This is a genomic window from Pseudomonas sp. lyk4-R2A-8 (assembly GCF_030209095.1).
GTDB classification, from domain to species: Bacteria; Pseudomonadota; Gammaproteobacteria; order Pseudomonadales; family Pseudomonadaceae; genus Aquipseudomonas; species Aquipseudomonas quebecensis.
Map to the genome: position 1 here is coordinate 102,871 of NZ_JARVSS010000002.1, position 19,638 is coordinate 122,508.

At 61.4% G+C, this 19,638-nt stretch carries 22 protein-coding genes; 5 read left to right on the plus strand and 17 right to left on the minus strand.

Annotation, left to right across the window (positions count from 1 at the left end):
• Nucleotides 1-54: 54 nt before the first annotated feature.
• Entirely contained in the window at nucleotides 55-690 is a 636-nt protein-coding gene (locus QRN10_RS01710; RefSeq protein ID WP_181079202.1) for a TetR/AcrR family transcriptional regulator, read from the plus strand.
• A 6-nt stretch (nucleotides 691-696) separates the two neighbouring features.
• Here QRN10_RS01710 and QRN10_RS01715 read toward each other — a convergent pair whose 3' ends face one another.
• Nucleotides 697-1,479: a class I SAM-dependent methyltransferase gene (locus QRN10_RS01715; protein ID WP_253510902.1), complete on the minus strand. Its 783-nt coding sequence runs from the start codon at nucleotides 1,477-1,479 to the stop codon at nucleotides 697-699.
• 96 nt (nucleotides 1,480-1,575) lie between these two features.
• Between QRN10_RS01715 and QRN10_RS01720 the strand changes: the two genes are divergently transcribed.
• A complete protein-coding gene (locus QRN10_RS01720) occupies nucleotides 1,576-2,196 on the plus strand; it encodes an energy transducer TonB (RefSeq protein WP_181079196.1) in 621 nt (206 codons plus the stop codon).
• Nucleotides 2,197-2,199: 3 nt separating this feature from the next.
• On the opposite strand, the gene QRN10_RS01725 is transcribed toward QRN10_RS01720, so the two are convergent.
• The 7 genes from QRN10_RS01725 to ppc all read right to left on the minus strand — a co-directional run bounded on the left by QRN10_RS01725 (nucleotide 2,200) and on the right by ppc (nucleotide 9,418).
• On the minus strand, nucleotides 2,200-2,898 hold the full coding sequence (locus QRN10_RS01725; protein ID WP_181079193.1) for an extensin-like domain-containing protein: 699 nt from the start codon (nucleotides 2,896-2,898) through the stop codon (nucleotides 2,200-2,202).
• Between the two features lie 3 nt (nucleotides 2,899-2,901).
• On the minus strand, nucleotides 2,902-3,729 hold the full coding sequence (locus tag QRN10_RS01730; protein WP_253510896.1) for an isocitrate lyase/PEP mutase family protein: 828 nt from the start codon (nucleotides 3,727-3,729) through the stop codon (nucleotides 2,902-2,904).
• Nucleotides 3,730-3,756: 27 nt separating this feature from the next.
• Entirely contained in the window at nucleotides 3,757-4,617 is an 861-nt protein-coding gene (locus tag QRN10_RS01735; RefSeq protein ID WP_181079188.1) for a DUF72 domain-containing protein, read from the minus strand.
• Complete coding sequence (locus QRN10_RS01740) at nucleotides 4,617-4,919, minus strand: hypothetical protein (RefSeq protein WP_181079185.1); 303 nt, start codon at nucleotides 4,917-4,919, stop codon at nucleotides 4,617-4,619. The genes QRN10_RS01735 and QRN10_RS01740 overlap by 1 nt, the downstream gene beginning before the upstream one ends.
• Before the next feature lie 149 nt (nucleotides 4,920-5,068).
• Complete coding sequence (tsaB, locus tag QRN10_RS01745) at nucleotides 5,069-5,755, minus strand: tRNA (adenosine(37)-N6)-threonylcarbamoyltransferase complex dimerization subunit type 1 TsaB (RefSeq protein WP_181079182.1); 687 nt, start codon at nucleotides 5,753-5,755, stop codon at nucleotides 5,069-5,071.
• Nucleotides 5,756-5,845: 90 nt separating this feature from the next.
• Nucleotides 5,846-6,493 carry an adenylate kinase gene (adk, locus tag QRN10_RS01750; protein ID WP_181079179.1) on the minus strand — a complete coding sequence of 216 codons (648 nt, stop codon included), beginning with the start codon at nucleotides 6,491-6,493 and terminating at the stop codon, nucleotides 5,846-5,848.
• A 279-nt stretch (nucleotides 6,494-6,772) separates the two neighbouring features.
• Nucleotides 6,773-9,418, minus strand: coding sequence for a phosphoenolpyruvate carboxylase (ppc, locus tag QRN10_RS01755; RefSeq protein ID WP_285427748.1), 2,646 nt, complete (start codon nucleotides 9,416-9,418; stop codon nucleotides 6,773-6,775).
• A gap of 180 nt (nucleotides 9,419-9,598) precedes the next feature.
• On the opposite strand from ppc, the gene QRN10_RS01760 reads away from it, so the two are divergent.
• From QRN10_RS01760 to lptF, 3 genes are all read left to right on the plus strand, one after another.
• Entirely contained in the window at nucleotides 9,599-9,943 is a 345-nt protein-coding gene (locus QRN10_RS01760) for a pilin assembly protein (RefSeq protein WP_181079173.1), read from the plus strand.
• 282 nt (nucleotides 9,944-10,225) lie between these two features.
• The gene (locus QRN10_RS01765) at nucleotides 10,226-10,651 is read left to right on the plus strand and encodes a DUF4398 domain-containing protein (protein WP_065886057.1); all 426 of its coding nucleotides are present in this window, start codon (nucleotides 10,226-10,228) and stop codon (nucleotides 10,649-10,651) included.
• A 55-nt stretch (nucleotides 10,652-10,706) separates the two neighbouring features.
• Nucleotides 10,707-11,492 carry a lipotoxin F family OmpA-related lipoprotein LptF gene (gene lptF, locus QRN10_RS01770; protein ID WP_181079170.1) on the plus strand — a complete coding sequence of 262 codons (786 nt, stop codon included), beginning with the start codon at nucleotides 10,707-10,709 and terminating at the stop codon, nucleotides 11,490-11,492.
• A 50-nt stretch (nucleotides 11,493-11,542) separates the two neighbouring features.
• Here the strand turns inward: lptF and QRN10_RS01775 are convergent, their stop codons facing one another.
• The 9 genes from QRN10_RS01775 to QRN10_RS01815 all read right to left on the minus strand — a co-directional run bounded on the left by QRN10_RS01775 (nucleotide 11,543) and on the right by QRN10_RS01815 (nucleotide 19,622).
• Nucleotides 11,543-11,716, minus strand: coding sequence for a hypothetical protein (locus tag QRN10_RS01775; RefSeq protein ID WP_181079167.1), 174 nt, complete (start codon nucleotides 11,714-11,716; stop codon nucleotides 11,543-11,545).
• Nucleotides 11,717-11,833: 117 nt separating this feature from the next.
• Entirely contained in the window at nucleotides 11,834-12,160 is a 327-nt protein-coding gene (locus QRN10_RS01780; RefSeq protein WP_003172217.1) for a PA3694 family proteiin, read from the minus strand.
• A complete protein-coding gene (locus tag QRN10_RS01785; protein WP_181079164.1) occupies nucleotides 12,157-13,062 on the minus strand; it encodes an alpha/beta hydrolase in 906 nt (301 codons plus the stop codon). The genes QRN10_RS01780 and QRN10_RS01785 overlap by 4 nt, the downstream gene beginning before the upstream one ends.
• A 27-nt stretch (nucleotides 13,063-13,089) precedes the next feature.
• A complete protein-coding gene (locus QRN10_RS01790; protein WP_181079161.1) occupies nucleotides 13,090-14,367 on the minus strand; it encodes a flavohemoglobin expression-modulating QEGLA motif protein in 1,278 nt (425 codons plus the stop codon).
• 21 nt (nucleotides 14,368-14,388) lie between these two features.
• Nucleotides 14,389-14,937: a hypothetical protein gene (locus QRN10_RS01795; protein ID WP_181079157.1), complete on the minus strand. Its 549-nt coding sequence runs from the start codon at nucleotides 14,935-14,937 to the stop codon at nucleotides 14,389-14,391.
• 15 nt (nucleotides 14,938-14,952) lie between these two features.
• Nucleotides 14,953-15,669, minus strand: a complete 717-nt coding sequence (locus tag QRN10_RS01800) for a TetR/AcrR family transcriptional regulator (RefSeq protein ID WP_181079154.1) — start codon at nucleotides 15,667-15,669, stop codon at nucleotides 14,953-14,955.
• Between the two features lie 106 nt (nucleotides 15,670-15,775).
• The gene (gene lysS / locus QRN10_RS01805; protein ID WP_181079152.1) at nucleotides 15,776-17,278 is read right to left on the minus strand and encodes a lysine--tRNA ligase; all 1,503 of its coding nucleotides are present in this window, start codon (nucleotides 17,276-17,278) and stop codon (nucleotides 15,776-15,778) included.
• An 83-nt stretch (nucleotides 17,279-17,361) separates the two neighbouring features.
• Nucleotides 17,362-18,457, minus strand: a protein-coding gene (gene prfB, locus QRN10_RS01810; protein ID WP_098100956.1) for a peptide chain release factor 2 whose coding sequence is annotated in 2 segments (ribosomal slippage) — nucleotides 17,362-18,384 and nucleotides 18,386-18,457 — 1,095 coding nt in all. Because the reading frame shifts where the segments join, the coding sequence is not laid out codon by codon here.
• Nucleotides 18,458-18,620: 163 nt separating this feature from the next.
• Nucleotides 18,621-19,622: a response regulator gene (locus tag QRN10_RS01815; protein WP_181079150.1), complete on the minus strand. Its 1,002-nt coding sequence runs from the start codon at nucleotides 19,620-19,622 to the stop codon at nucleotides 18,621-18,623.
• Between the last annotated feature and the right edge of the window lie 16 nt (nucleotides 19,623-19,638).

Sequence of the window (19,638 nt, forward strand, 5' to 3'; positions counted from 1 at the left end):
ACTGGCCAGTATGTTATTAATACCAAACTCGCCAGTCCAGTATTAAAGGTAAAAATGTCCGACAATCCTCTCAACACCAATAGCCCCGGGCGTCCCAAGGACATGGCAAAACGCCAGGCAATCCTCGAAGCAGCCAAATTCCTGTTCTTGAGCAATGGTTACGCCAGCACCAGCATGGACGCGGTGGCCTTGGAGGCCGGCGTGTCGAAACTTACGGTCTACAACCACTTCACCGACAAAGAAACCTTGTTCACCGCAGCCGTCGTGGCCAAGTGCGAGGAACAATTGCCGGTGATGTATTTCGAGATGCCCGAAGGCGTGCCGGTGGAAACGGTACTGCTGACCATCGCCCGGGGTTTCCATCGGCTGATCAACAGCGAAGAATCGGTGAACCTGCACCGGTTGATGATGACCACCGGCAGCCAGGACGTGAAACTCTCACAGATCTTTTTCGAGGCCGGCCCGATGCGCATGCTGCAGGGCATGGAGCGTCTGCTCAGCACAATCAACCGGAGTGGCGCCCTGAGCATCGACGAGCCGTTCAAGGCGGCCGAGCATTTCTTCTGCCTGCTCAAAGGCACGGCGAACTTCTGCCTGCTGTATGGCTGCGGCGGCCAATTGAGTGAAGACGCCGCCGAAGCCCATGTGCAGGATGTGGTGGGATTGTTTATGCGGGCCTATAAGCCTTGAAGGATTTCAGGGCTTGAGTGCTTTTTTGGGGTAAATGTCATAGCGACTGGATTTACCCTCCAGCGCATGGCTTGGCTTGGGCCCATCGATGCACGGCGCCTTGCGCGGGCGCTTGACCACCACGCGGTGGCTGGCCAGGGCCAATGCTGCGGCGAGCAGGGCCTGAGCATCTGGGTCATCGCCCACCAGTGGACGGAACAGGCGCATTTCCTTCTTCACCAGGGCCGTTTTCTCACGATGCGGAAACATCGGATCGAGGTAGATGACCTGAGGCGGCTCGCCTTCCCAGTTGCGCATCACCTCGATGGAGTTGCCCTTCAGCAACTGCATGCGCGCCACGATCGGCGCCACCTCGAAATCATCCGCGCCACGCGCCAGGCCGTCTTCAAGCAAAGCGCCAATCAACGGTTGGCGCTCGATCAGGCTCATATCGCAACCCAGGCTGGCCAGCACGAAGGCATCCTTGCCCAAACCGGCCGTGGCATCCAGCACTCGCGGGCGTACGCCCTGGGCGATGCCCACGGCCTTGGCAATCATCTGCCCGCTGCCTCCGCCATATAACCGTCGGTGCGCCGCGCCACCCTCAACAAAGTCCACACGCACCGGCCCCGGCGCGTCAGGGCTCAGTTGCTGCAATTGCAGGCCGTGTTCGCCGACCTGCAAGGAAAAATCCGCATCCGCCAGCATTAGCGGCAAGCCAAGCTGGGCAGCCCACTGCTCGGCGCGGGCCTGGAAAGCGTCGGCCAAGGCCTCGACCCGGATGCGGCTGGCCGCTGGTTGTTCGCTCATCAATCGCTACGCTCAAAAATATTAAGGATCGGCCAATACCGGCCGATAAAACCAACAGTCAGGTATTTTGCCAGAGCTGAGCGTCGACCGAAGAAAATGTCAGACATTCTCCCCCTAACCATCGGTGTACTGCCGACCCACAACCACTATGGCCTGCGCAATACACAAGCGTTGGCCGGCGTGAGTCATGTGTGGCAGGACTTCTTCGCCCGGGCATTGGCCGAGCAGCTCGGCGACACGCCGGACGCGCTGGCGGCCCAGGCGCCGGCACCGATGGACCCGGCGGTAGAACCCAGCGCCGGCGCCGACCTGCTGTCGCAGATCCTCACTCAGCGCGAGTGCGACGTCAAAGACACCGAAATCGCCCCGCCAGAACCGTTGTTCCTGCCCATCGCTGAATTCGAAACCGAGTTGCTGCCACCGGCCGCCACGCCATTCCCGGAAGAGGAAATCGTCGCCCAGCAGCGCCAGCAGAACTTCGAAAGCGGCTGGGTACGCCCTATCGTACTGAGCGCCGGGCAGCCGTTACCGGAGCCAGCCCCCGCGCCGGAACCGCGCGCCCTGCACTTGCCGATCGCTGAGTTCGAACTGGACCTGTTGCCACCGCCGCCTACGCCTTACCCCGAAGAAGCGTTGGTGGAGCAGCAAAAAGCCCTGGACTTCGACTACTACTGGGCGCGCCCATTGATCACCCATAACCTGCGCCTGGCCGCCTGATCCTCAGCGACACACCCACCAGCGCCCCATATCCAGGTGAAAGTGATTACGGTGCGCGGCGTTGTAGTCCGGGCTTAATACCACATTGAAATCATCACAGGCACTGTCGCGCACCTGGCGAAGGAACCGCGCATTGGCGCCCTCCCCCGGCCAATCCCGGAGCACGCTGATGCTGCGTCCGTCGGCCAAGCGAAAGCCGGCGATATCCAGCGCATTGGCCGATGCATGCTGGCTCATTCGCCCGCCGGCACGGTTATACATCGTGCGGCAGGCAAAACTGCCCAGGTGATCGACCCGCGTCACGGCTTGGCCAAACGCCGCCTGCGCCGCCGGTTGCAGGCTGTGGCGCTCGAACAGCGCGAACGCCACGGCCAGCGGGCAACTGGCGAGAAAGCTGCTGCTCAATCCCACCTCTGCACCCTGCACGCGCAAGGTGTTGCGCAATGGACAGGCGGCATCGGCGGGTGAATCAGCTTGATGGCTCACGCGCAAGCCTGAAGTCTTCAGCACCTGGTCGCACAGCGCCGGGTCGTCCTGCAGACGTCCCAGCTTAAAACGCGTCAACAGGTTCGGGCTGGCGCGCACATCCAGCGGCGCCCATGGGTTCCACTCTGGTGCCAACGGCACCCAGCCACGCCATACACCAACAACCACCGCGCCGCCCAGCACCAGCAGCACGCCCATCGCCTTGATAAACCGCATGGGTCAGACCTTGAAAAACTGATTGGCCGTGCTGAACGGCATCGAGCGATCAGTAAAGGTAAAGGTGCCCAACTCATAGACCTCCTGGGCCGCGCGATAGAACTCGCCATAGGCCGCCAGCGCCATCGCCGAACCCACGCTGATGCGCTTGACGCCCATCGCGCTCAATTGCGCGACGCTGAGTTTCAGCGCACCGGACATCAACACATTCACCGGTTTGGGCGCGACCGCCTTGACCACCGCCAACACCTCATCGGCAGTTCGCAGGCCCGGCGCGTAAAGCACATCGGCACCGGCCTCGGCGTAGGCCTGCAGACGGCGGAGGGTGTCGGGCAGATCCAGACGTCCATGCAGAAGGTTTTCCGCGCGGGCGGTGAGCGTGAACGCAAACGGCAAACTGCGGGCCGCGACTACCGCCGCTTGTACTCGCTCCACAGACAGGTCGAAGGCATAAATGGGATCGCCAGAGTGTCCGGTGGCGTCTTCGATGGAACCGCCGACAATCCCCGTGGCCGCCGCACGCAGGATGGTCTGGGCGCAGCCATCCGGGCTGTCGCTGAAGCCGTTTTCCAGGTCGGCCGCCACCGGCAGTGTCGTGGCCTGGGCGATCTGGTGCGCGTTGAGCAAGGTGTCGTCCAGAGACAACGCGCCCTCCGCATCCGGCCGACCAAGGCTGAAGGCATAACCCGCGCTGGTGGTGGCCAAGGCTTCGAACCCCAGGCTGGCAAGCATCACGGCGGAACCGGCGTCCCACGGGTTGGGCATCACGAACGCGCGGTCGCGTTCATGCAGGAGCTTGAAGGTTTCGGCGCGAAGGGTTTGAGCATCCATGGCAGGCTCCAGGCGGGAAAAGGAACCTTAGAGTAACCCCAGTTGCTCCGCTTCGGGCTCGCGATCCAACATGGGCAACGGCGCAAGGCCGGGCAAGCGTGCCATCAGTTGGGTATGAAAGCGCATGGCCAATTGGGCGGCGAGGCGATTGTCCGAGGTATGCAGAAACACGTAGGGAGTGCGGCCCTCTTCGATCCAACCGGCGACTTTTTCAATCCAAGGCACTAGAAACGGGTCGTTGGCCTCCAGCTCCGGATGGCCAATGAAGCGCACCTGCGGAAACTGAGTCAGCGCAGCCGGCCGCGGCGGCACTTTGGGCTTTTTCGATTGCGCGTGCAGCACCGCCGGCGATGTCGAGGTGCAACTGAACAACGCACGCGGGTCCAGGCAGATACGCTCGACACCCCGGTCACGCAACAGGCGATTAAGCCTGCGCTCGGCATCGCCTTTGGCGAAGAACTCGGGATGACGGACTTCCACCGCCATCGGACGCTCAAGCCCGTCGATAAAACCGGCCAGTTCCGCCAGGCGCTGCGGTGAGAACGAGGTCGACAATTGCAGCCATAGCGGCGTGACGCGCTCACCCAACGGGCTCATCAGGCCCACAAAGCTTTCTGCCGCCGGCAGTTGCTCGCGCAGATCGCCATCGTGGCTGATATCCCTGGGGAATTTGGCGGTGAAACGAAAATCCTCAGGCATGATTTCGGCCCAGCGCTGCACCGTGGCGGCCGAGGGGCGAGCGTAGAAAGTGGTGTTGCCTTCAACGGCGTTGAAAACTTGGGAATAAAGGGCGAGGTAATCGCTGGCGCGGGCGTCGGCTGGGTAAAGATACTCACGCCAGGCGTTTTCACTCCAGGACGGGCAACCGAGGTAGTAAGGCCGACGCATCAGATGTGAACGTCGAGGCCCAGCACTTCCATATCCCATTCGACAAAGCCGGCGGTAGTCAGGTAACTGGCCAGGGCCGTGGCAACGCTTTTGCTCATGGAACGTGGGAACACCATATCCTGCTGACGGGCAGGCAGGCCGCTGATACGCGCACTGCCGGCGCTTTGGGCCGACGACGCTGCTTCGGACTGGACTTCGATGAAGTCCGGCGAATCTTCGACCGAATCGTCTACCGTGACGTTCGCCTTGCGCGGCTTACGTTTGAGGGGGTAGGACTGTGAGGAAAATCCGTCTATACGCATCGATGCGAACTCGCTATCAGTGATGGCATTTTAGTGGCGACTTCCGTTGCGCGCAAATGCTCTGGTGATAACTAGAACACATAATTTGAAAAAGGTTTAAATCCTGGGGCAAATTCTGACGATTGGCGCAGATTGCCATCACTTTGGCGTCAAATCAGCCCGCGTTCGGCTTTGGTTTGCGCGACTTTATCGCGCAGGTACACCGGTGCCGCCTGATCGGCGGGGATCGCCTCACCGCGCTCGAAGGCATAACGCGCCAGGGTCAGCAGGTCTTCGGCATGGGGCAGCATGGCCGCATCCTGGCCAGCCAGCTTGACCGCGATGCGCTCGCCGTAGCCCCAGCCGGTGCCCGCGCCGAACCAGTCGCCGCTGGCGTCCTGCGGCAGCGCCGACGCTTCGGGAGGCTGCACGGCCTCCGTGCCGACCAGGCGCATTTCGCCTTCGGCTGCGCGATAACAGCCCCAGTAGACTTCATCCATCCGCGCGTCGATGGCGGCGGCCACCTGCACGGCGCCGTGTTCACGCAAGGCGCGCTGGGCCAGCACGGCAAGGTTGGAGACCGGCAGCACCGGGCGTTCCAGCGCAAAGGCCAAGCCCTGTACTACGCCGATGGCGATGCGCACACCGGTAAATGCGCCGGGGCCGCGACCAAAGGCGATAGCGTCCACCGACGCCAATGTGGTGCCGGCGTCTTCGAGCAGTTGCTTGATCATCGGCAACAGCTTCTGCGCGTGCAGGCGTGGGATCACCTCGTAGTGGCTGGTTACTTTGCCGTCGTGCAGCAAGGCAACGGAGCAAGCTTCGGTTGCGGTGTCCAGGGCCAGCAGGGTGCTCATCGGTGTCGGTGTCCAAGTCGGAAAAAAGTGCGCCAGTATAAACAACAACGGCCCGCAAGCGGGCCGTTGTGTGTAACGCCGAGCGGGTGATCAGCTCAGGGCTTCCATGACCTTGGCGGTGATGGCTTCCACCGAACCAACGCCCGGGATGTGGCTGCACTTGGGCTTGCCGTTGGCAGCGGACAGCTTCTGGTAGAAATCCACCAGCGGCTTGGTCTGGGAATGGTAGACCGACAGGCGATGACGCACGGTTTCTTCGGTGTCGTCCTTGCGCTGTACCAGGTCGTCGCCCGTGATGTCGTCCTTGCCTTCAACTTTCGGCGGGTTGTAGACGGTGTGGTACACGCGGCCCGAGGCTTCGTGAACGCGACGACCGGCGATACGCTGGACGATCTCTTCATCATCAACCGCGATTTCCACCACCGCATCCAGTTCGACACCGGCCGTTACCAGCGCCTCGGCCTGGGGAATGGTGCGAGGGAAACCGTCGAACAGGAAGCCGTTGGCACAGTCAGGCTGCGCGATACGGTCCTTGACCAGGGCGATGATCAGGTCATCGGAAACCAGGCCGCCGGCGTCCATGATGCTCTTGGCCTGGATGCCCAGGTCGGTGCCTGCTTTTACCGCGGCGCGCAGCATGTCACCGGTAGAGATTTGTGGAATGCCGAATTTTTCAGTGATGAACTTTGCCTGAGTACCTTTACCGGCCCCGGGAGCTCCCAGCAGAATGACGCGCATCGATGTGCTCCTCAATTTTTTATAGAGATGACGCTCGGATTCGCCGCATGGGGCCAATCTCGTAAAAATGTGATTCGGGCCGACCAAACGGCCAAAGGCTGATCAAGATACACAGCAGGCCCTGCCCACACAAGCCGCCGAAAGTCGGAGGAACCCGCGCCGCGCATGCGTCATAGGTAGGGTATGCCAACGTGCAACCCTGGCCCTTGAACAGCGACCGCCCCATTCGGGGCGGTCGTCGAGGTTTACCCGCAAGCTATTGAGAACACGCGAAAAACCTCAGCCGGTGTTGCGCAGGCCTGCCGCGATACCGGCCACGGACACAAGCAGCGCCTGTTCCAGAGGGCTGTCCTGCGCGGCTTGCTGGCGACGCGAGCGCGCCAGTAGTTCGGCCTGCAGCAGGTGCAAAGGGTCAAGGTAAGTGTTGCGCAGGCGGATGAACTCCAGGGTATCGGGGCTGTGGGCCAGCAGTTGCGACTGGCCGGTCAGCCCGAGCACCACCGAGCACGCCTGCGACAATAGGTCGCGTAAGTGCGCACCCAATGGCAACAGATCGGGCTCCACCAGGCGCTCGTCATACAGCCGCGCAATATCCGCATCCGCCTTGGCCAGAACCATTTCCAGCATGTCGATACGGGTGCGGAAGAACGGCCACTGCTCGCGCATCTGCCCCAGCAAGTCGCCTTCACCCCGTTCCAGGGCCTTGCTCAACGCGGCCTCCCAGCCGAGCCAGGCCGGCAGCATCAGGCGGGTCTGGGTCCAGCCGAAGATCCACGGGATGGCGCGCAGGCTCTCGATACCACCCGCGCGGCGCTTGGCCGGTCGGCTGCCCAAGGGCAGGCGCCCCAGCTCCTGCTCGGGGGTGGACTGGCGAAAATATTCAACGAACTGCGGATTTTCCCGCACCACGGCGCGGTAGGCCCTTACACCGTCCGCCGCCAATTCATCCATCAAATGGCGCCAGGCCGGTGCAGGCGGCGGTGGCGGCAAGAGCGTCGCCTCCAGGACGGCGGCCAGGTAAAGGTTAAGGTTCTGCTCGGCGATGTCCGGCAGGCCGAACTTGAAGCGGATCATTTCGCCCTGCTCGGTGGTGCGAAAGCGCCCCGCTACCGAGCCCGGAGGCTGGGACAGGATCGCCGCGTGCGCCGGGCCGCCGCCACGGCCGACGGTGCCGCCGCGGCCGTGGAACAACAGCAACTCCACTTGCTGTTCGCGGCAGATGTCCACCAAACGCTCCTGCGCGCGGTACTGCGCCCAGGCGGCGGCGGTGGTACCGGCGTCCTTGGCCGAGTCGGAGTAGCCGATCATCACTTCCTGCGGGCCTTGCAACCGGGCCCGATAGCCCGGCAACTGCAGCAATCGTTCAATCACCGGGCCGGCGTTATCCAGGTCGGCCAGGGTTTCGAACAGCGGCACCACGCGCATCGGTCGCTGCACGCCCGACTCTTTGAGCAGCAACTGCACCGCCAGCACATCCGAGGCCGCGCCGGCCATGGAAATAACATAGGAACCCAGCGATGCCGCCGGGGCTGCCGCCACTTCCCTGCACGTGTTGAGCACTTCGGCCGTGTCGTCCGACGGCAGGAAATAACCCGGCAGCAACGGTCGACGGTTGTCCAGTTCCTGCATCAGGAAACGGATACGGGTCTCCTCGTCCCACTCTTTGTAGCGCCCAAGGCCGAGGTAGTCGGTGATTTCGGTCATGGCCGCGCAATGGCGAGTGGAATCCTGACGCACATCCAGGCGCACCAGGAACAGGCCGAACGTCACCGCGCGGCGCAGGCAATCGAGCAGCGGTCCATCGGCGATCACGCCCATGCCGCATGCATGCAGCGACTGGTAGCACAACTGCAGCGGTTCGAGCAGGTCATGGTTGTCCTGCAACACCTCGGCGGGCGCCGGCGTGCTGCTGCTCAATGCGGTGTGGGCCCACTGGCGCGTGGCGCGCAAGCGTTCGCGCAACTGCTTGAGCAAGGCGCGATAGGGTTCGACACTGTCGCCGACCCTGGCCTGCAGCGCCGGGCTGGCCTGTTGCATCGACAGCTCGGAGGCCAGGTGATCGATATCGCGCAGGTACAGGTCGGCGGCCATCCAGCGCGCCAGCAGCAGGACTTCTCGGGTGACCGGCGCGGTCACGTTCGGGTTGCCGTCACGGTCGCCCCCCATCCACGATGCAAAGCGAATCGGCGCGGCCTCCAGGGGCAGACGCAGGCCGGTGGCGGCATGCAAGGCCTGGTCGGCCTTGCGCAGATAATTGGGGATGGCGTGCCACAGCGAATGTTCAATCACCGCGAAGCCCCATTTGGCCTCGTCCACCGGGGTGGGCCGGGTGCGACGGATCTCTTCGGTGTGCCAGGCTTCGGCGATCAGACGTTGCAGGCGCTCGCGGATCTGCTCGCGCTCGGCGCTGGTAAGGTCGCGGTGGTCCTGCAGGGCCAACTGCGCGGCAATGGCGTCGTATTTCTGGATCAGCGTACGGCGCGCCACTTCGGTCGGGTGGGCGGTGAGCACCAGTTCGATCTCAAGGCTCGCCAATTGGCGGGCCAGGGACTCATCGCTGTGGCCTTCGCTTTGCAGGCGCGCCAGCAACTCGGGTAACACACGGGCTTCGAAGGGGGCGGGCTGCGATTCATCGCGCCGATGAATCAACTGATACTGCTCGGCGATGTTGGCCAGGTTGAGGAACTGGTTGAAAGCCCTGGCCACTGGCAGCAGTTCATTTTCCTGCAACTGGTTGAGGCTGGCGATCAGTTCATCGCCAGCGGTTTTCTCCGAGTCGGTGCCACGGCGGTCGGCCTTGGCGCCTTTGCGGATCTGCTCGATCTTGTCGAGAAAATCGTCGCCATACTGCTCTCGAATCGTGTTGCCCAACAGCTCACCCAGCAGGTGAACATCCTCTCGCAAGCGTGCATCGATATCACTCATCAGCCACTCTCCAGCCAGAAATCCGGGACGCGCAGACCTGCCAGAGTGCCGCCCGCATTGTTTTATGACAAGACTTTAAACCTTGTGGGTTGCAGCTAGTCTCAACGTTAAGCCGTCGCGATACGCGAGCGGCTGGTCACTCATCACCGCCCGCCCACCGTGGGCTTTATTGAGGTTGCCATGAAAATCCGAGAATTGGCCCAGCACTGGGAAGAGAATGCCAAGGGTCGCCTGACCAAGACCGAATACGCGATTCACCTGGATGTAGAAGCCGCCGCCCGGCTGGCGGCCATCGCCGAGATGTACCCCAAGCGCAACACCGAAGAGTTATTGGGCGAGCTGATCGGCGCCGCGCTTGAAGAGCTTGAAGCCAGCTTTCCCTACATCAAGGGTCAGCACGTGATTGCGACCGATGAGGAGGGCGACCCGCTGTACGAAGACGTCGGCCCCACCCCACGCTTTTTGTCGCTGTCGCGTCGCTATCTGCATGATTTATCTACCAGTGCGGACGAATCCCAGCACTGAGGTACTGTCGTTTAATCCACTCCTTCCTATGTATTTCGGGCCTGACGCAGGCCCGAAATACTATCCGGCACTGCAAAAGTTCCAATTTTTTTCCCTGACCATTCAGTCAATTATTTTTTTAGGCAAATCGCCATCTCTACTGAACTTTTGAAAAAAGCCTCCGGTCACAGCCAGTAAGCCATCACTTGGAACGGCCGTTTGAAAGGGCACCAGGCGCTTTATTACCGGGCTCGCAGCCGTTCACTGACTGAGATGGATTTTGATTTTTTCAGGAGTTATCCAATGGAGTTGAAGACGATGAAGACCAGCACTGCCAAATCCTCGTTTAACCACCTGCGCGGGCTCAAATTGGCCGCGCTGGCAATCGGCACCAGCTTCGTACTGGCTGGCTGCGCCGGCAACCCGCCGACTGAGCAATATGCGGTGACCCAGTCTGCGGTCAACAGCGCTGTCAGCGCCGGCGGCACCGAGTTCGCAGCCGTGGAAATGAAGTCGGCCCAGGACAAGCTCAAAGAAGCTGAAATCGCGATGCACGACAAAAACTACGACAAGGCTCGTATGTTGGCTGAACAAGCCGAGTGGGACGCCCGTGTCGCAGAACGTAAAGCCCAGGCTGCCAAAGCTGAGCAAGCGGTGAAGGATTCCCAGAAGGCCGTTGACGAGTTGCGTAAAGAAGGCATGCGCCCGGCTGCTATCCAGCAGAAGTAATCCGAGCCCCTTGACTGCACCGCACCCGATATCGAATTGAAAGGACGACACGATTATGCGTAAACAACTGATGATCCCTGCCCTGTTGGCAATGAGCGTTGCCCTGGCGGCCTGCTCCACCCCGCCGAACGCGAACCTGGAAAACGCCCGCACCAACTTCTCCTCTCTGCAGACCAACCCACAGGCCACCAAGCTTGCGGCGCTGGAAACCAAAGACGCTCAGGAGTGGCTGGACAAAGCCGATAAAGCCTATCGCGACAAGGAAGACCAGAAGAAGGTCGACCAGTTGGCCTACCTGACCAACCAGCGCGTTGAAGTGGCCAAAGACACCATCGTGCTGCGCGAATCCGAAGCGAAGCTGAAGAACGCCGGCGACGAACGTGCCCGCGCCCTGCTGGATGCTCGCGATGCGCAGATCAAGCAGCTGCAGGACAGCCTGAACGCCAAGCAGACCGATCGCGGCACACTGGTCACGTTCGGTGACGTGCTGTTCGCCACCAACAAGTCCGACCTGAAATCCAGCGGCCTGGTTAATATCACCAAGCTGGCTCAGTTCCTGCGCGACAACCCGGACCGTAAAGTGATCGTCGAAGGCTACACCGACAGCACCGGTTCGGACTCGTACAACCAGAGCCTGTCGGAGCGCCGTGCCGCTTCCGTGCAACGTGCACTGGCCCAGCAAGGCGTGGATATCTCGCGCATCGTGACCCAGGGCTACGGCAAGGAATACCCGGTTGCCGACAACGGCAGCGCTTCGGGCCGTGCCATGAACCGTCGCGTTGAAGTGACCATCTCCAACGATAACCAGCCGGTCAAGCCACGTTCGTCCATGGCTAACTGATGGATTGATGCACCCAAAAAAACCACCGGAAACGGTGGTTTTTTTTGCCCTCAGAACGGGATCGGCCCTTTGCTCTCTTCGTAGCCCACCGGCTCAGGCTCCGTCGATTGCTGCAACTTTTCAGGCTGCCGTTGCGACCGCTCCTCATCGCATTCCTGGTACAGATCCAGGCTCGCCTGCGCCCTTGCCATCTCCAGCCATTTAACGATCGCACCAATCTGCATCGCGACTCTCCTGCGCTCGCTGTTTCCAAAGGGTTGGTCAGCCAGGCTGACTGCCCCGTGAGTGGCGACTGAGGCGCAAGGGTTCCAGCTATTTGCAAAGCGTGGGCATCGAGCCAACTATTGCTGCAATTGCGGGGTTTCCTGGCCCATGCAACGCACCGCCTGTTTTTTATTATTCACCAGCACGCCGCTCAGGCCTTTCTGCTCGGTATCGAACATGACCAGCACACCATCCACGCACTGTGCCACTTGGGCGGCCGGGGTCAGGGAGATCTTGTAGTCTTCGCCCGGCACGGTCTTGAGCATGGTGAAATCGCTGAGCAACAGCGCGTCTTCCGGTTTGGCGAAGTGCAGGTAGCCGTAATACCACAGGCAACCGACGGTACCGATGATGGTGCCGATGCCGGTGAGGATCAGCGGGATCATGTTGCGTTCTTCGCTCATTGCGGGCTCTCTGATGGATCAACGTTAGGAGTCGGATAGTTCGGAATTTCGCCCAGGCGCCGCAGGCCATTGAAATGTTGCGGGTCGTCCAGATAGCGCAGCATCACGGTTTGCCAGGTTTTATCGGCAAAGGTCTGCACATGCCCGCCCCGGGTCAATTGCAAGACTCTGGGCGGCGGTGCGGCCTGGTACAGGCGGATGCCATTGGCCACGGGCACGATCGGGTCATCGAGGCTGTGAAACAATAGTTTCGGCACGCCGCTCAACTGGGGCATGGCATTGATCGCACTGTCCGCGTCGGGCACGAGCCAGGATAAGGGCACTTGCAACGGCCATGTTAGCCAGGAGGTGCTCAAGGCGAATTGTCCTACGTCACGATAACTGGCCGGCACGCCGTCCAGCACCAGCGCCTTGAGCTGGGCCTGACGCTGCGGGTGCGCCGCCAGGTAATGCACGGCCAGCGCGCCGCCCAGGCTTTGACCCAGGACTATCAAGGGCTGGCCTTGGGTTTCAGGGGCCTTATCGATCCAGCGGAACGCCGCGTCCACGTCTTGATAAACCGCCGGTAGCGACGGTTTGCCCTGCGATAACCCATAACCACGGTAGTCCAGCAGCAGCACTTGGTAACCCTGCTCCGGCAACCACCAACTGCCGCCCAAGTGCCAGGCCAGGTTGCCACCGTTGCCGTGCAGATGCAGCACCGTGCCCTTGAGCGGCACGCCGGGTTTGGCCGGCAACCACCAAGCGTGCAGCTGGACGCCGTCGGCGGTGGTCAGGGTGATGTCGCGGTAGTCCAGGCGCGCTTTTTCCGGCGTGAACGGCAGGCCGGGTTCGGGATAGAACAAGAGCGAGCTGCAGCCGTTCAATGTGAGTAGCAGGCACAGAATGCCGAGGATTCTCATCCGTTGAAGCCTCGTGAATAACAGCATTTAAAGGATATTGGAGTAGTCCGCCTCGATCCGATCCAGGCTCAGGTGGTTAAGGAAGTTGGAGAAACACATCCATGCCGCCAGGGCGTTCATGTCACGGAATTGATCGGGCAGGTATTTGGGCGGCACCACCAGGCCTTCGTCTACCAGTTGGCGCAGGGTGCGCATGTCTTCCAGGGTGGTCTTGCCGCAGAACAGCAGCGGCACCTGTTCCAGCTTGCCTTTGCGCACGGCCAACTGGATGTAGTTGTAGACCATGATAAAGCCCTTGAGGTAAGACAGGTCCTTGGTAAACGGCAGACCGGTCGGCACCGAGCCACGGAACACGCGGCTGGCGTTGCCGTAGCTTTCAGCCATTTCAAAGCCTTGCTCACGGAAGAATTCGAACACCTGCAGGAAGTCGGCGCCCTCCTCCACCATATGGATGGCGCGCGTGCGGTTGGTCAATTTGCGCAAGCGGCTGGGGTAAGAGGCAAAGGTAATGATCTCCATCAGGATCGCCAACCCTTCCTGGGTCACGGTCGACGACGGCGGCCCCTTGGACAGGAACGTGCAGATCGGCTGGTTCTGGCCGTTGAGCGTGGTGCCCACATGCACCAGGCCTTCATGCACTTCCAATGCGCGCACATCGCGGTCGTTGAACATCGCGTCGGCGCGGATCTTGATGTAGTCGGCTCCCGCCGCCGCGTCGGCGACGATACCGTCGGACTCGAACACGCGGATGGTTTCCTCGGCCTCGCCAAACACCTTGTTCAGGCGGGTCTGCAGCAGGGCCACGGCGTCCTTGGCGGTCAGGGTCTTTGCTTCGTCCTTGAGGTCGCCACGGCCATCGATATTGTTCAAGTAATCGGAGAGCATCAGGCCCAGGTCCGCCAGGGTCGGGTCGCCGGCGTGGAACGCATCGGAAGCAGCGCCGTACAGTTCCTGGGAGATCAGGCCGAAATCCTCGGTGCCCCGGGCCTCCAGCATGCGCACCACCATGCGGTATTCCTTGCACATGCGGCGCATGATCTGCCCGACCGGGCTGAATTGGCCGAGACGGCGGGTGATGTCACGCTCGATATTCTGAAATTCCAGCTTCACCGCGCTGGAGTCGAAGGACAGCGGCCGGTTCAGGTAATAGTCGCGATCCACGGCCGGCATGGCTTTGCCCTTGGCCTTGAGAAACCCCTGACGGATGTTCTCGTCCCACTTCACGGCGTCGAGGACGCGGATCGGGGTTTGCGCCAGCACAATGCGATCGGACAAGGTGCGTATCGTCTGCTGGTAATCGTCCACCCGGTATTTCCTCTTTAAACGTTATTGACCCGCGCGCCGGTAGCGCACGGCTTCAACGAACACATCGGCATTGGCCGGATCATCCAGGTAGGCAAACACCTGGTTCATGGCACTGTCGACCCGTACACCGGCGCCTTCGACGGTGTCCACGGGGCTGCCCTGCAGTAGCTGTTGCCCGATGGCCTGGCGAATCTGCTCGAGGTCCAGGTTATAGACCACCAATTCGTGCTTATCGTCGAACTCGAATCCCGCCAGAAAATAGTGCCCTCCGAACCTGGCCGGCAACGGTGCCGACAGGTACCAGCGGCTGCCATGACGCGTCACGGTAAACAGGTACTCATCGCGCTGCGTCGGCGAGGCTTTAGGGTAGCTCACCGCCTTGTAACGGTGCTCACCGGCGCGGCTGATTTGCAGATTGAGCGGTTCGCCCCAGGCATTCCTGCTGGTCCAATGGCCCAGCAATTCATCCGGCGCCGCCTCATGGGCGGGCAACGGGTCCTTGAACGTTACCAGGCAACCCCCGAGCAACAGGAACCACACGGCGATTACCGCCACACGCCAGGTTTTCATCGGACTCCCCCGGTGTCAGACCGAGGCCAACACCAAATGCATATAACGCTTGAGAATCTCAAGCATCTCGTCAGCGGTCAGAGGCTCCGGGCCGCCCAGCAGGCCCTGATATTCCATCCGACCGATAATCGCCGTCAACACCTTGGCATCCTGTTGCGGCTCGCGGGAACCCAGTACCTGGAAAAACTGCCCGGTGCCCTGCAGCAGGATCTGTTGATGGGAACGCACCAGTTGCGCCAGGCGCGGGTTGAGCAAGGCTTCCTGACGGAACGCCTGTTCGGCCATCAAGTGCTCACGGCGGTTGGTCAATTGGCGCATGACGTAATCGGCGGTCAAGCGCGCGATGTCGTCCGCCAACTGCGAACGCGACTGCGGGCTGCCATCGCCATAGGCAACCATCTCGCGCAGCAAACCTTCGTTACGCACCCACAGCTTGCCCATGAACGCGGCGCTGCGCTCCACGTACTGGGCGAAGGTGTCGGTGAGCAGGTCGTCAATGTCTTTGAAGTAATAGGTGGTCGCCGACAGCGGCACCCCCGCCTCGGCCGCCACCGCGCGATGGCGCACGGCCCGCACGCCATCGCGCACCACGATGCGCATGGCGGCATCCAGAATATCTTGCCGGCGCTGCTCGCTGCCTTGGCGACTGGCCTTGCGGCCCTGGTACTGGACGCTTTCAACCACGGCAGCAGCAATGCCGGCGGCGCCTTCTTGTGGGGTTACGCGGTTCACGACTTACATCCTTGAACAGATCAAAACCTGGCGCTGTTTGCTTGACGCTTATAGACGCCACATAAAAAAGCCGCCTTATAAAAGGCGGCTCTGGATTTCGCGACGGTTACGCTTGTGGCCGCATGTGCGGGAACAGGATCACATCGCGGATCGACGGCGAGTTGGTCAACAACATCACCAGGCGATCGATGCCGATCCCTTCACCGGCGGTCGGCGGCATACCGTATTCCAGGGCGCGGACGAAGTCGGCGTCGTAGTGCATGGCTTCGTCATCGCCAGCATCCTTGTCGGCCACCTGGGCCATAAAGCGCTCGGCCTGGTCTTCCGCGTCGTTCAACTCGGAGTAGGCGTTGGCGATTTCGCGGCCGCCGATGAACAGCTCGAAACGGTCGGTGACGTTCGGGTTGTCATCGTTGCGACGGGCCAGCGGCGACACTTCGAACGGGTACTGGGTAATGAAGTGCGGCTGCTCCAGCTTGTGCTCCACCAGCTCTTCGAAAATCATCACCTGCAGTTTGCCCAGGCCTTCGAAGCCCAGCACCTTGGCGCCGGCTTTCTTGGCGATGGCGCGAGCCTTGTCGATGTCGTTCAGGTCATCGGCGGTCAGCTCGGGGTTGTACTTGAGGATCGAATCGAACACCGAGAGGCGCACGAACGGCTCGCCGAAGTGGAACACCTTGTCGCCGTACGGCACGTCGGTGCTGCCCAGGACCAGCTGCGCCAGCTCGCGGAACAGTTCTTCGGTCAGGTCCATGTTGTCTTCATAGTCGGCGTACGCCTGGTAGAACTCCAACATGGTGAATTCAGGGTTGTGACGGGTCGAGACGCCTTCGTTGCGGAAGTTGCGGTTGATCTCGAAGACCTTTTCGAAGCCACCGACCACCAGGCGCTTGAGGTACAGCTCAGGCGCGATACGCAGGAACATTTCCATGTCCAGCGCGTTGTGGTGGGTTTCGAACGGTTTGGCTGCGGCACCGCCGGGGATGGTTTGCAGCATCGGCGTTTCCACTTCCAGGAAGTCACGCTGCATCAGGAAACTGCGGATGTGGGCGATGATCTGCGAACGGACGCGAAAGGTGTGGCGTACGTCTTCGTTGACGATCAGGTCGACGTAGCGCTGGCGATAGCGCTGCTCGGTGTCGGTCAGGCCGTGGTGCTTGTCCGGCAGCGGGCGCAAGGACTTGGTCAGCAGGCGCACGTTGGTCATTTCCACGTACAGGTCGCCCTTGCCGGAACGGGCCAGGGTGCCTTCGGCGGCGATGATGTCGCCCATGTCCCAGGTTTTCACCGAGGCCAGGGTTTCTTCGGACAGGGTCTTGCGGTTGACGTAGACCTGGATACGCCCGGTCATGTCCTGGATCACCATGAACGAGCCACGGTTGAGCATGATGCGACCTGCCACCTTGACCGGAATCGCCGCTTCAGCCAGCTCTTCCTTGGTCTTGTCCGCGTACTGTTTCTGCAAGGCATCGCAGTAGTTGTCGCGGCGGAAGTCGTTGGGGAAGGCGTTGCCCTTGGCGCGCTCGGCAGCAAGCTTTTCCTTGCGCAGGGCGATCAGGGAGTTTTCTTCCTGTTGCAGGGCTTGCGGGTCGAGTTGTTGGTCGCTCATGTCTTTAGATTTTCCATCACAGGTTCGTTGCCCCCAGGCCTTCGGCCTGGGGATCGCGGGCAAGCCCGCTCCCACAGAGGGTGTTACAGGCCGGACTTCAGGCTGGCTTCCAGGTACTCGTCGATATCGCCGTCGAGCACCTTGTCGCAGTCGCTGCGTTCGATGTTAGTGCGCAGATCCTTGATCCGCGAGGCATCAAGCACATAGGAGCGGATCTGGTGACCCCAGCCGATGTCCGACTTGGTGTCTTCCAGCGCCTGGGACGCGGCGTTGCGCTTTTGCATTTCCTGCTCGTACAACTTGGCCCGCAGCATTTTCATGGCGGTGTCCTTGTTGGCGTGCTGGGAGCGTTCGTTCTGGCAGCTGACCACGGTGTTGGTCGGTACGTGGGTAATCCGCACGGCCGAGTCGGTGGTGTTAACGTGCTGACCACCGGCACCGGAGGAGCGATAGGTATCGATCCGCAGGTCCGCCGGGTTGATCTCGATTTCCACTTTGTCATCGATCTCGGGCGAGACGAACACTGCGCAGAATGAGGTGTGACGACGGTTGCCGGAGTCGAACGGGCTCTTGCGTACCAGGCGGTGCACGCCGATCTCGGTACGCAGCCAGCCAAAGGCGTACTCGCCCTTGATGTGCACGGTCGCGCCCTTGATGCCGGCCACTTCACCGGCCGACAGCTCCATGATGGTCGCGTCGAAGCCGCGTTTGTCGGCCCAGCGCAGGTACATGCGCAGCAGGATGTTGGCCCAGTCCTGGGCCTCGGTGCCGCCGGAACCGGCCTGGATGTCCAGGTAGGCGTTGTTCGGGTCCATTTCGTGGCTGAACATGCGGCGGAATTCGAGCTTGGCGAGGTTCTCCTCGAGACGGGCCAGCTCGGCGACCACATCGCCCACTGCGCCTTCGTCGTTTTCTTCAACGGCCATGTCCAGCAGGTCACGGCAATCGGCCAGGCCGGTGTTCAGCTCATCGAGGGTGTCGACGATCTGCGCCAGCGCAGCGCGCTCGCGACCCAGCTCCTGGGCGTATTCAGGTTTGTTCCAGACACTCGGATCTTCAAGCTCGCGATTGACCTCGGTCAGACGCTCATGCTTTTGATCGTAGTCAAAGATACCCCCGAATAGTTTCGGAGCGCTCGGACAGGTCCTTGATGGTGTTAAGGATCGGGTTGATTTCCATGGCGGGCAGCACTCGTTGGCGAACTTTTGAAAGCCGGCGAGTATAACGGCAAACAGCTGGAAACGGCAGCCCGCTGAGCCGAAAAGGCGGTTTCAACTCCCATGGAAATCCACTGTAAGAGCGGGCTTGCCCTCTCCCACAGTGAGTTGAGCATAGCCTCAGGTCACTCGATACCGACCTGATTGCGCCCATTGTGCTTGGCCGTGTACAGCCCCTTGTCCGCGGCCATGATCACCTGCCGGCAACTGGAGCCCTGCTGCGGCGTCATGGTCGACAGGCCGATGCTGACGGTCAGGCACGAACCCTCGGTCGGGGCGTTGTGCGGGATGTTCAACGCGGCGACGGCCATACGCAGTTTCTCCGCCACCAGACGCGCGCCACCCGGCGAAGTGTTGGGCAGTACCAGGGCGAACTCTTCGCCGCCGTAGCGCGCCGGCAGGTCCGACGGGCGGCTGCTGGCTTCGCGGATGGTGTCGGCCACCTTGCGCAGGGCTTCGTCGCCTTCGACGTGGCCGAAGCTGTCGTTGTAGGTCTTGAAGAAATCCACGTCGATCATCAGCAGCGACAACTGGGTCTGGTCGCGCATGGCGCGGCGCCATTCCAGCTCCAGGTATTCGTCGAAGTGGCGGCGGTTGGACAGCCCGGTCAGGCCATCGGAGTTCATCAACCGTTGCAGCACCAGGTTGGTGTCCAGCAACTGTTGCTGGCTGACCCGCAACGCGCGGTACGCCGCATCACGCTGCAACAGGGTCATGTAGGAACGCGAGTGATAGCGGATGCGCGCCACCAGCTCGATATTGTCCGGCAGTTTGACCAAATAATCGTTGGCGCCGGCTGCAAAGGCCGCGCTCTTGATCAGCGGGTCTTCCTTGGTGGAGAGCACGATGATCGGGATGTTCGCCGTGGCCGGGTGATTGCGGTACTCACGCACCAGGGTCAGGCCGTCGAGGCCGGGCATCACCAGGTCCTGCAGGATTACCGTGGGCTTGATGCGGATGGCCTGGGCAATCGCCTGGTGCGGGTCGGCGCAGAAATGGAAGTCGATGTTTTCTTCCTGGGCCAGGCCACGCCGGACGGCTTCGCCGATCATGGCCTGGTCGTCGACCAGCAACACCATGGCGGCGTTTTCGTCGGTCTTGATGTCGTCGATCTGTAAGTCATTCATCTGCAGTCACCTGAAT

What these genes read in the sequence shown, in the direction of transcription:
- QRN10_RS01710 (WP_181079202.1), top strand. Translation starts at nt 55, where the DNA reads ATGTCCGACAATCCTCTCAACACCAATAGCCCCGGGCGTCCCAAGGAC.
- QRN10_RS01715 (WP_253510902.1), bottom strand. Translation starts at nt 1,479, where the DNA reads ATGAGCGAACAACCAGCGGCCAGCCGCATCCGGGTCGAGGCCTTGGCC.
- QRN10_RS01720 (WP_181079196.1), top strand. Translation starts at nt 1,576, where the DNA reads ATGTCAGACATTCTCCCCCTAACCATCGGTGTACTGCCGACCCACAAC.
- QRN10_RS01725 (WP_181079193.1), bottom strand. Translation starts at nt 2,898, where the DNA reads ATGCGGTTTATCAAGGCGATGGGCGTGCTGCTGGTGCTGGGCGGCGCG.
- QRN10_RS01730 (WP_253510896.1), bottom strand. Translation starts at nt 3,729, where the DNA reads ATGGATGCTCAAACCCTTCGCGCCGAAACCTTCAAGCTCCTGCATGAA.
- QRN10_RS01735 (WP_181079188.1), bottom strand. Translation starts at nt 4,617, where the DNA reads ATGCGTCGGCCTTACTACCTCGGTTGCCCGTCCTGGAGTGAAAACGCC.
- QRN10_RS01740 (WP_181079185.1), bottom strand. Translation starts at nt 4,919, where the DNA reads ATGCGTATAGACGGATTTTCCTCACAGTCCTACCCCCTCAAACGTAAG.
- tsaB (WP_181079182.1), bottom strand. Translation starts at nt 5,755, where the DNA reads ATGAGCACCCTGCTGGCCCTGGACACCGCAACCGAAGCTTGCTCCGTT.
- adk (WP_181079179.1), bottom strand. Translation starts at nt 6,493, where the DNA reads ATGCGCGTCATTCTGCTGGGAGCTCCCGGGGCCGGTAAAGGTACTCAG.
- ppc (WP_285427748.1), bottom strand. Translation starts at nt 9,418, where the DNA reads ATGAGTGATATCGATGCACGCTTGCGAGAGGATGTTCACCTGCTGGGT.
- QRN10_RS01760 (WP_181079173.1), top strand. Translation starts at nt 9,599, where the DNA reads ATGAAAATCCGAGAATTGGCCCAGCACTGGGAAGAGAATGCCAAGGGT.
- QRN10_RS01765 (WP_065886057.1), top strand. Translation starts at nt 10,226, where the DNA reads ATGGAGTTGAAGACGATGAAGACCAGCACTGCCAAATCCTCGTTTAAC.
- lptF (WP_181079170.1), top strand. Translation starts at nt 10,707, where the DNA reads ATGCGTAAACAACTGATGATCCCTGCCCTGTTGGCAATGAGCGTTGCC.
- QRN10_RS01775 (WP_181079167.1), bottom strand. Translation starts at nt 11,716, where the DNA reads ATGCAGATTGGTGCGATCGTTAAATGGCTGGAGATGGCAAGGGCGCAG.
- QRN10_RS01780 (WP_003172217.1), bottom strand. Translation starts at nt 12,160, where the DNA reads ATGAGCGAAGAACGCAACATGATCCCGCTGATCCTCACCGGCATCGGC.
- QRN10_RS01785 (WP_181079164.1), bottom strand. Translation starts at nt 13,062, where the DNA reads ATGAGAATCCTCGGCATTCTGTGCCTGCTACTCACATTGAACGGCTGC.
- QRN10_RS01795 (WP_181079157.1), bottom strand. Translation starts at nt 14,937, where the DNA reads ATGAAAACCTGGCGTGTGGCGGTAATCGCCGTGTGGTTCCTGTTGCTC.
- lysS (WP_181079152.1), bottom strand. Translation starts at nt 17,278, where the DNA reads ATGAGCGACCAACAACTCGACCCGCAAGCCCTGCAACAGGAAGAAAAC.
- QRN10_RS01815 (WP_181079150.1), bottom strand. Translation starts at nt 19,622, where the DNA reads ATGAATGACTTACAGATCGACGACATCAAGACCGACGAAAACGCCGCC.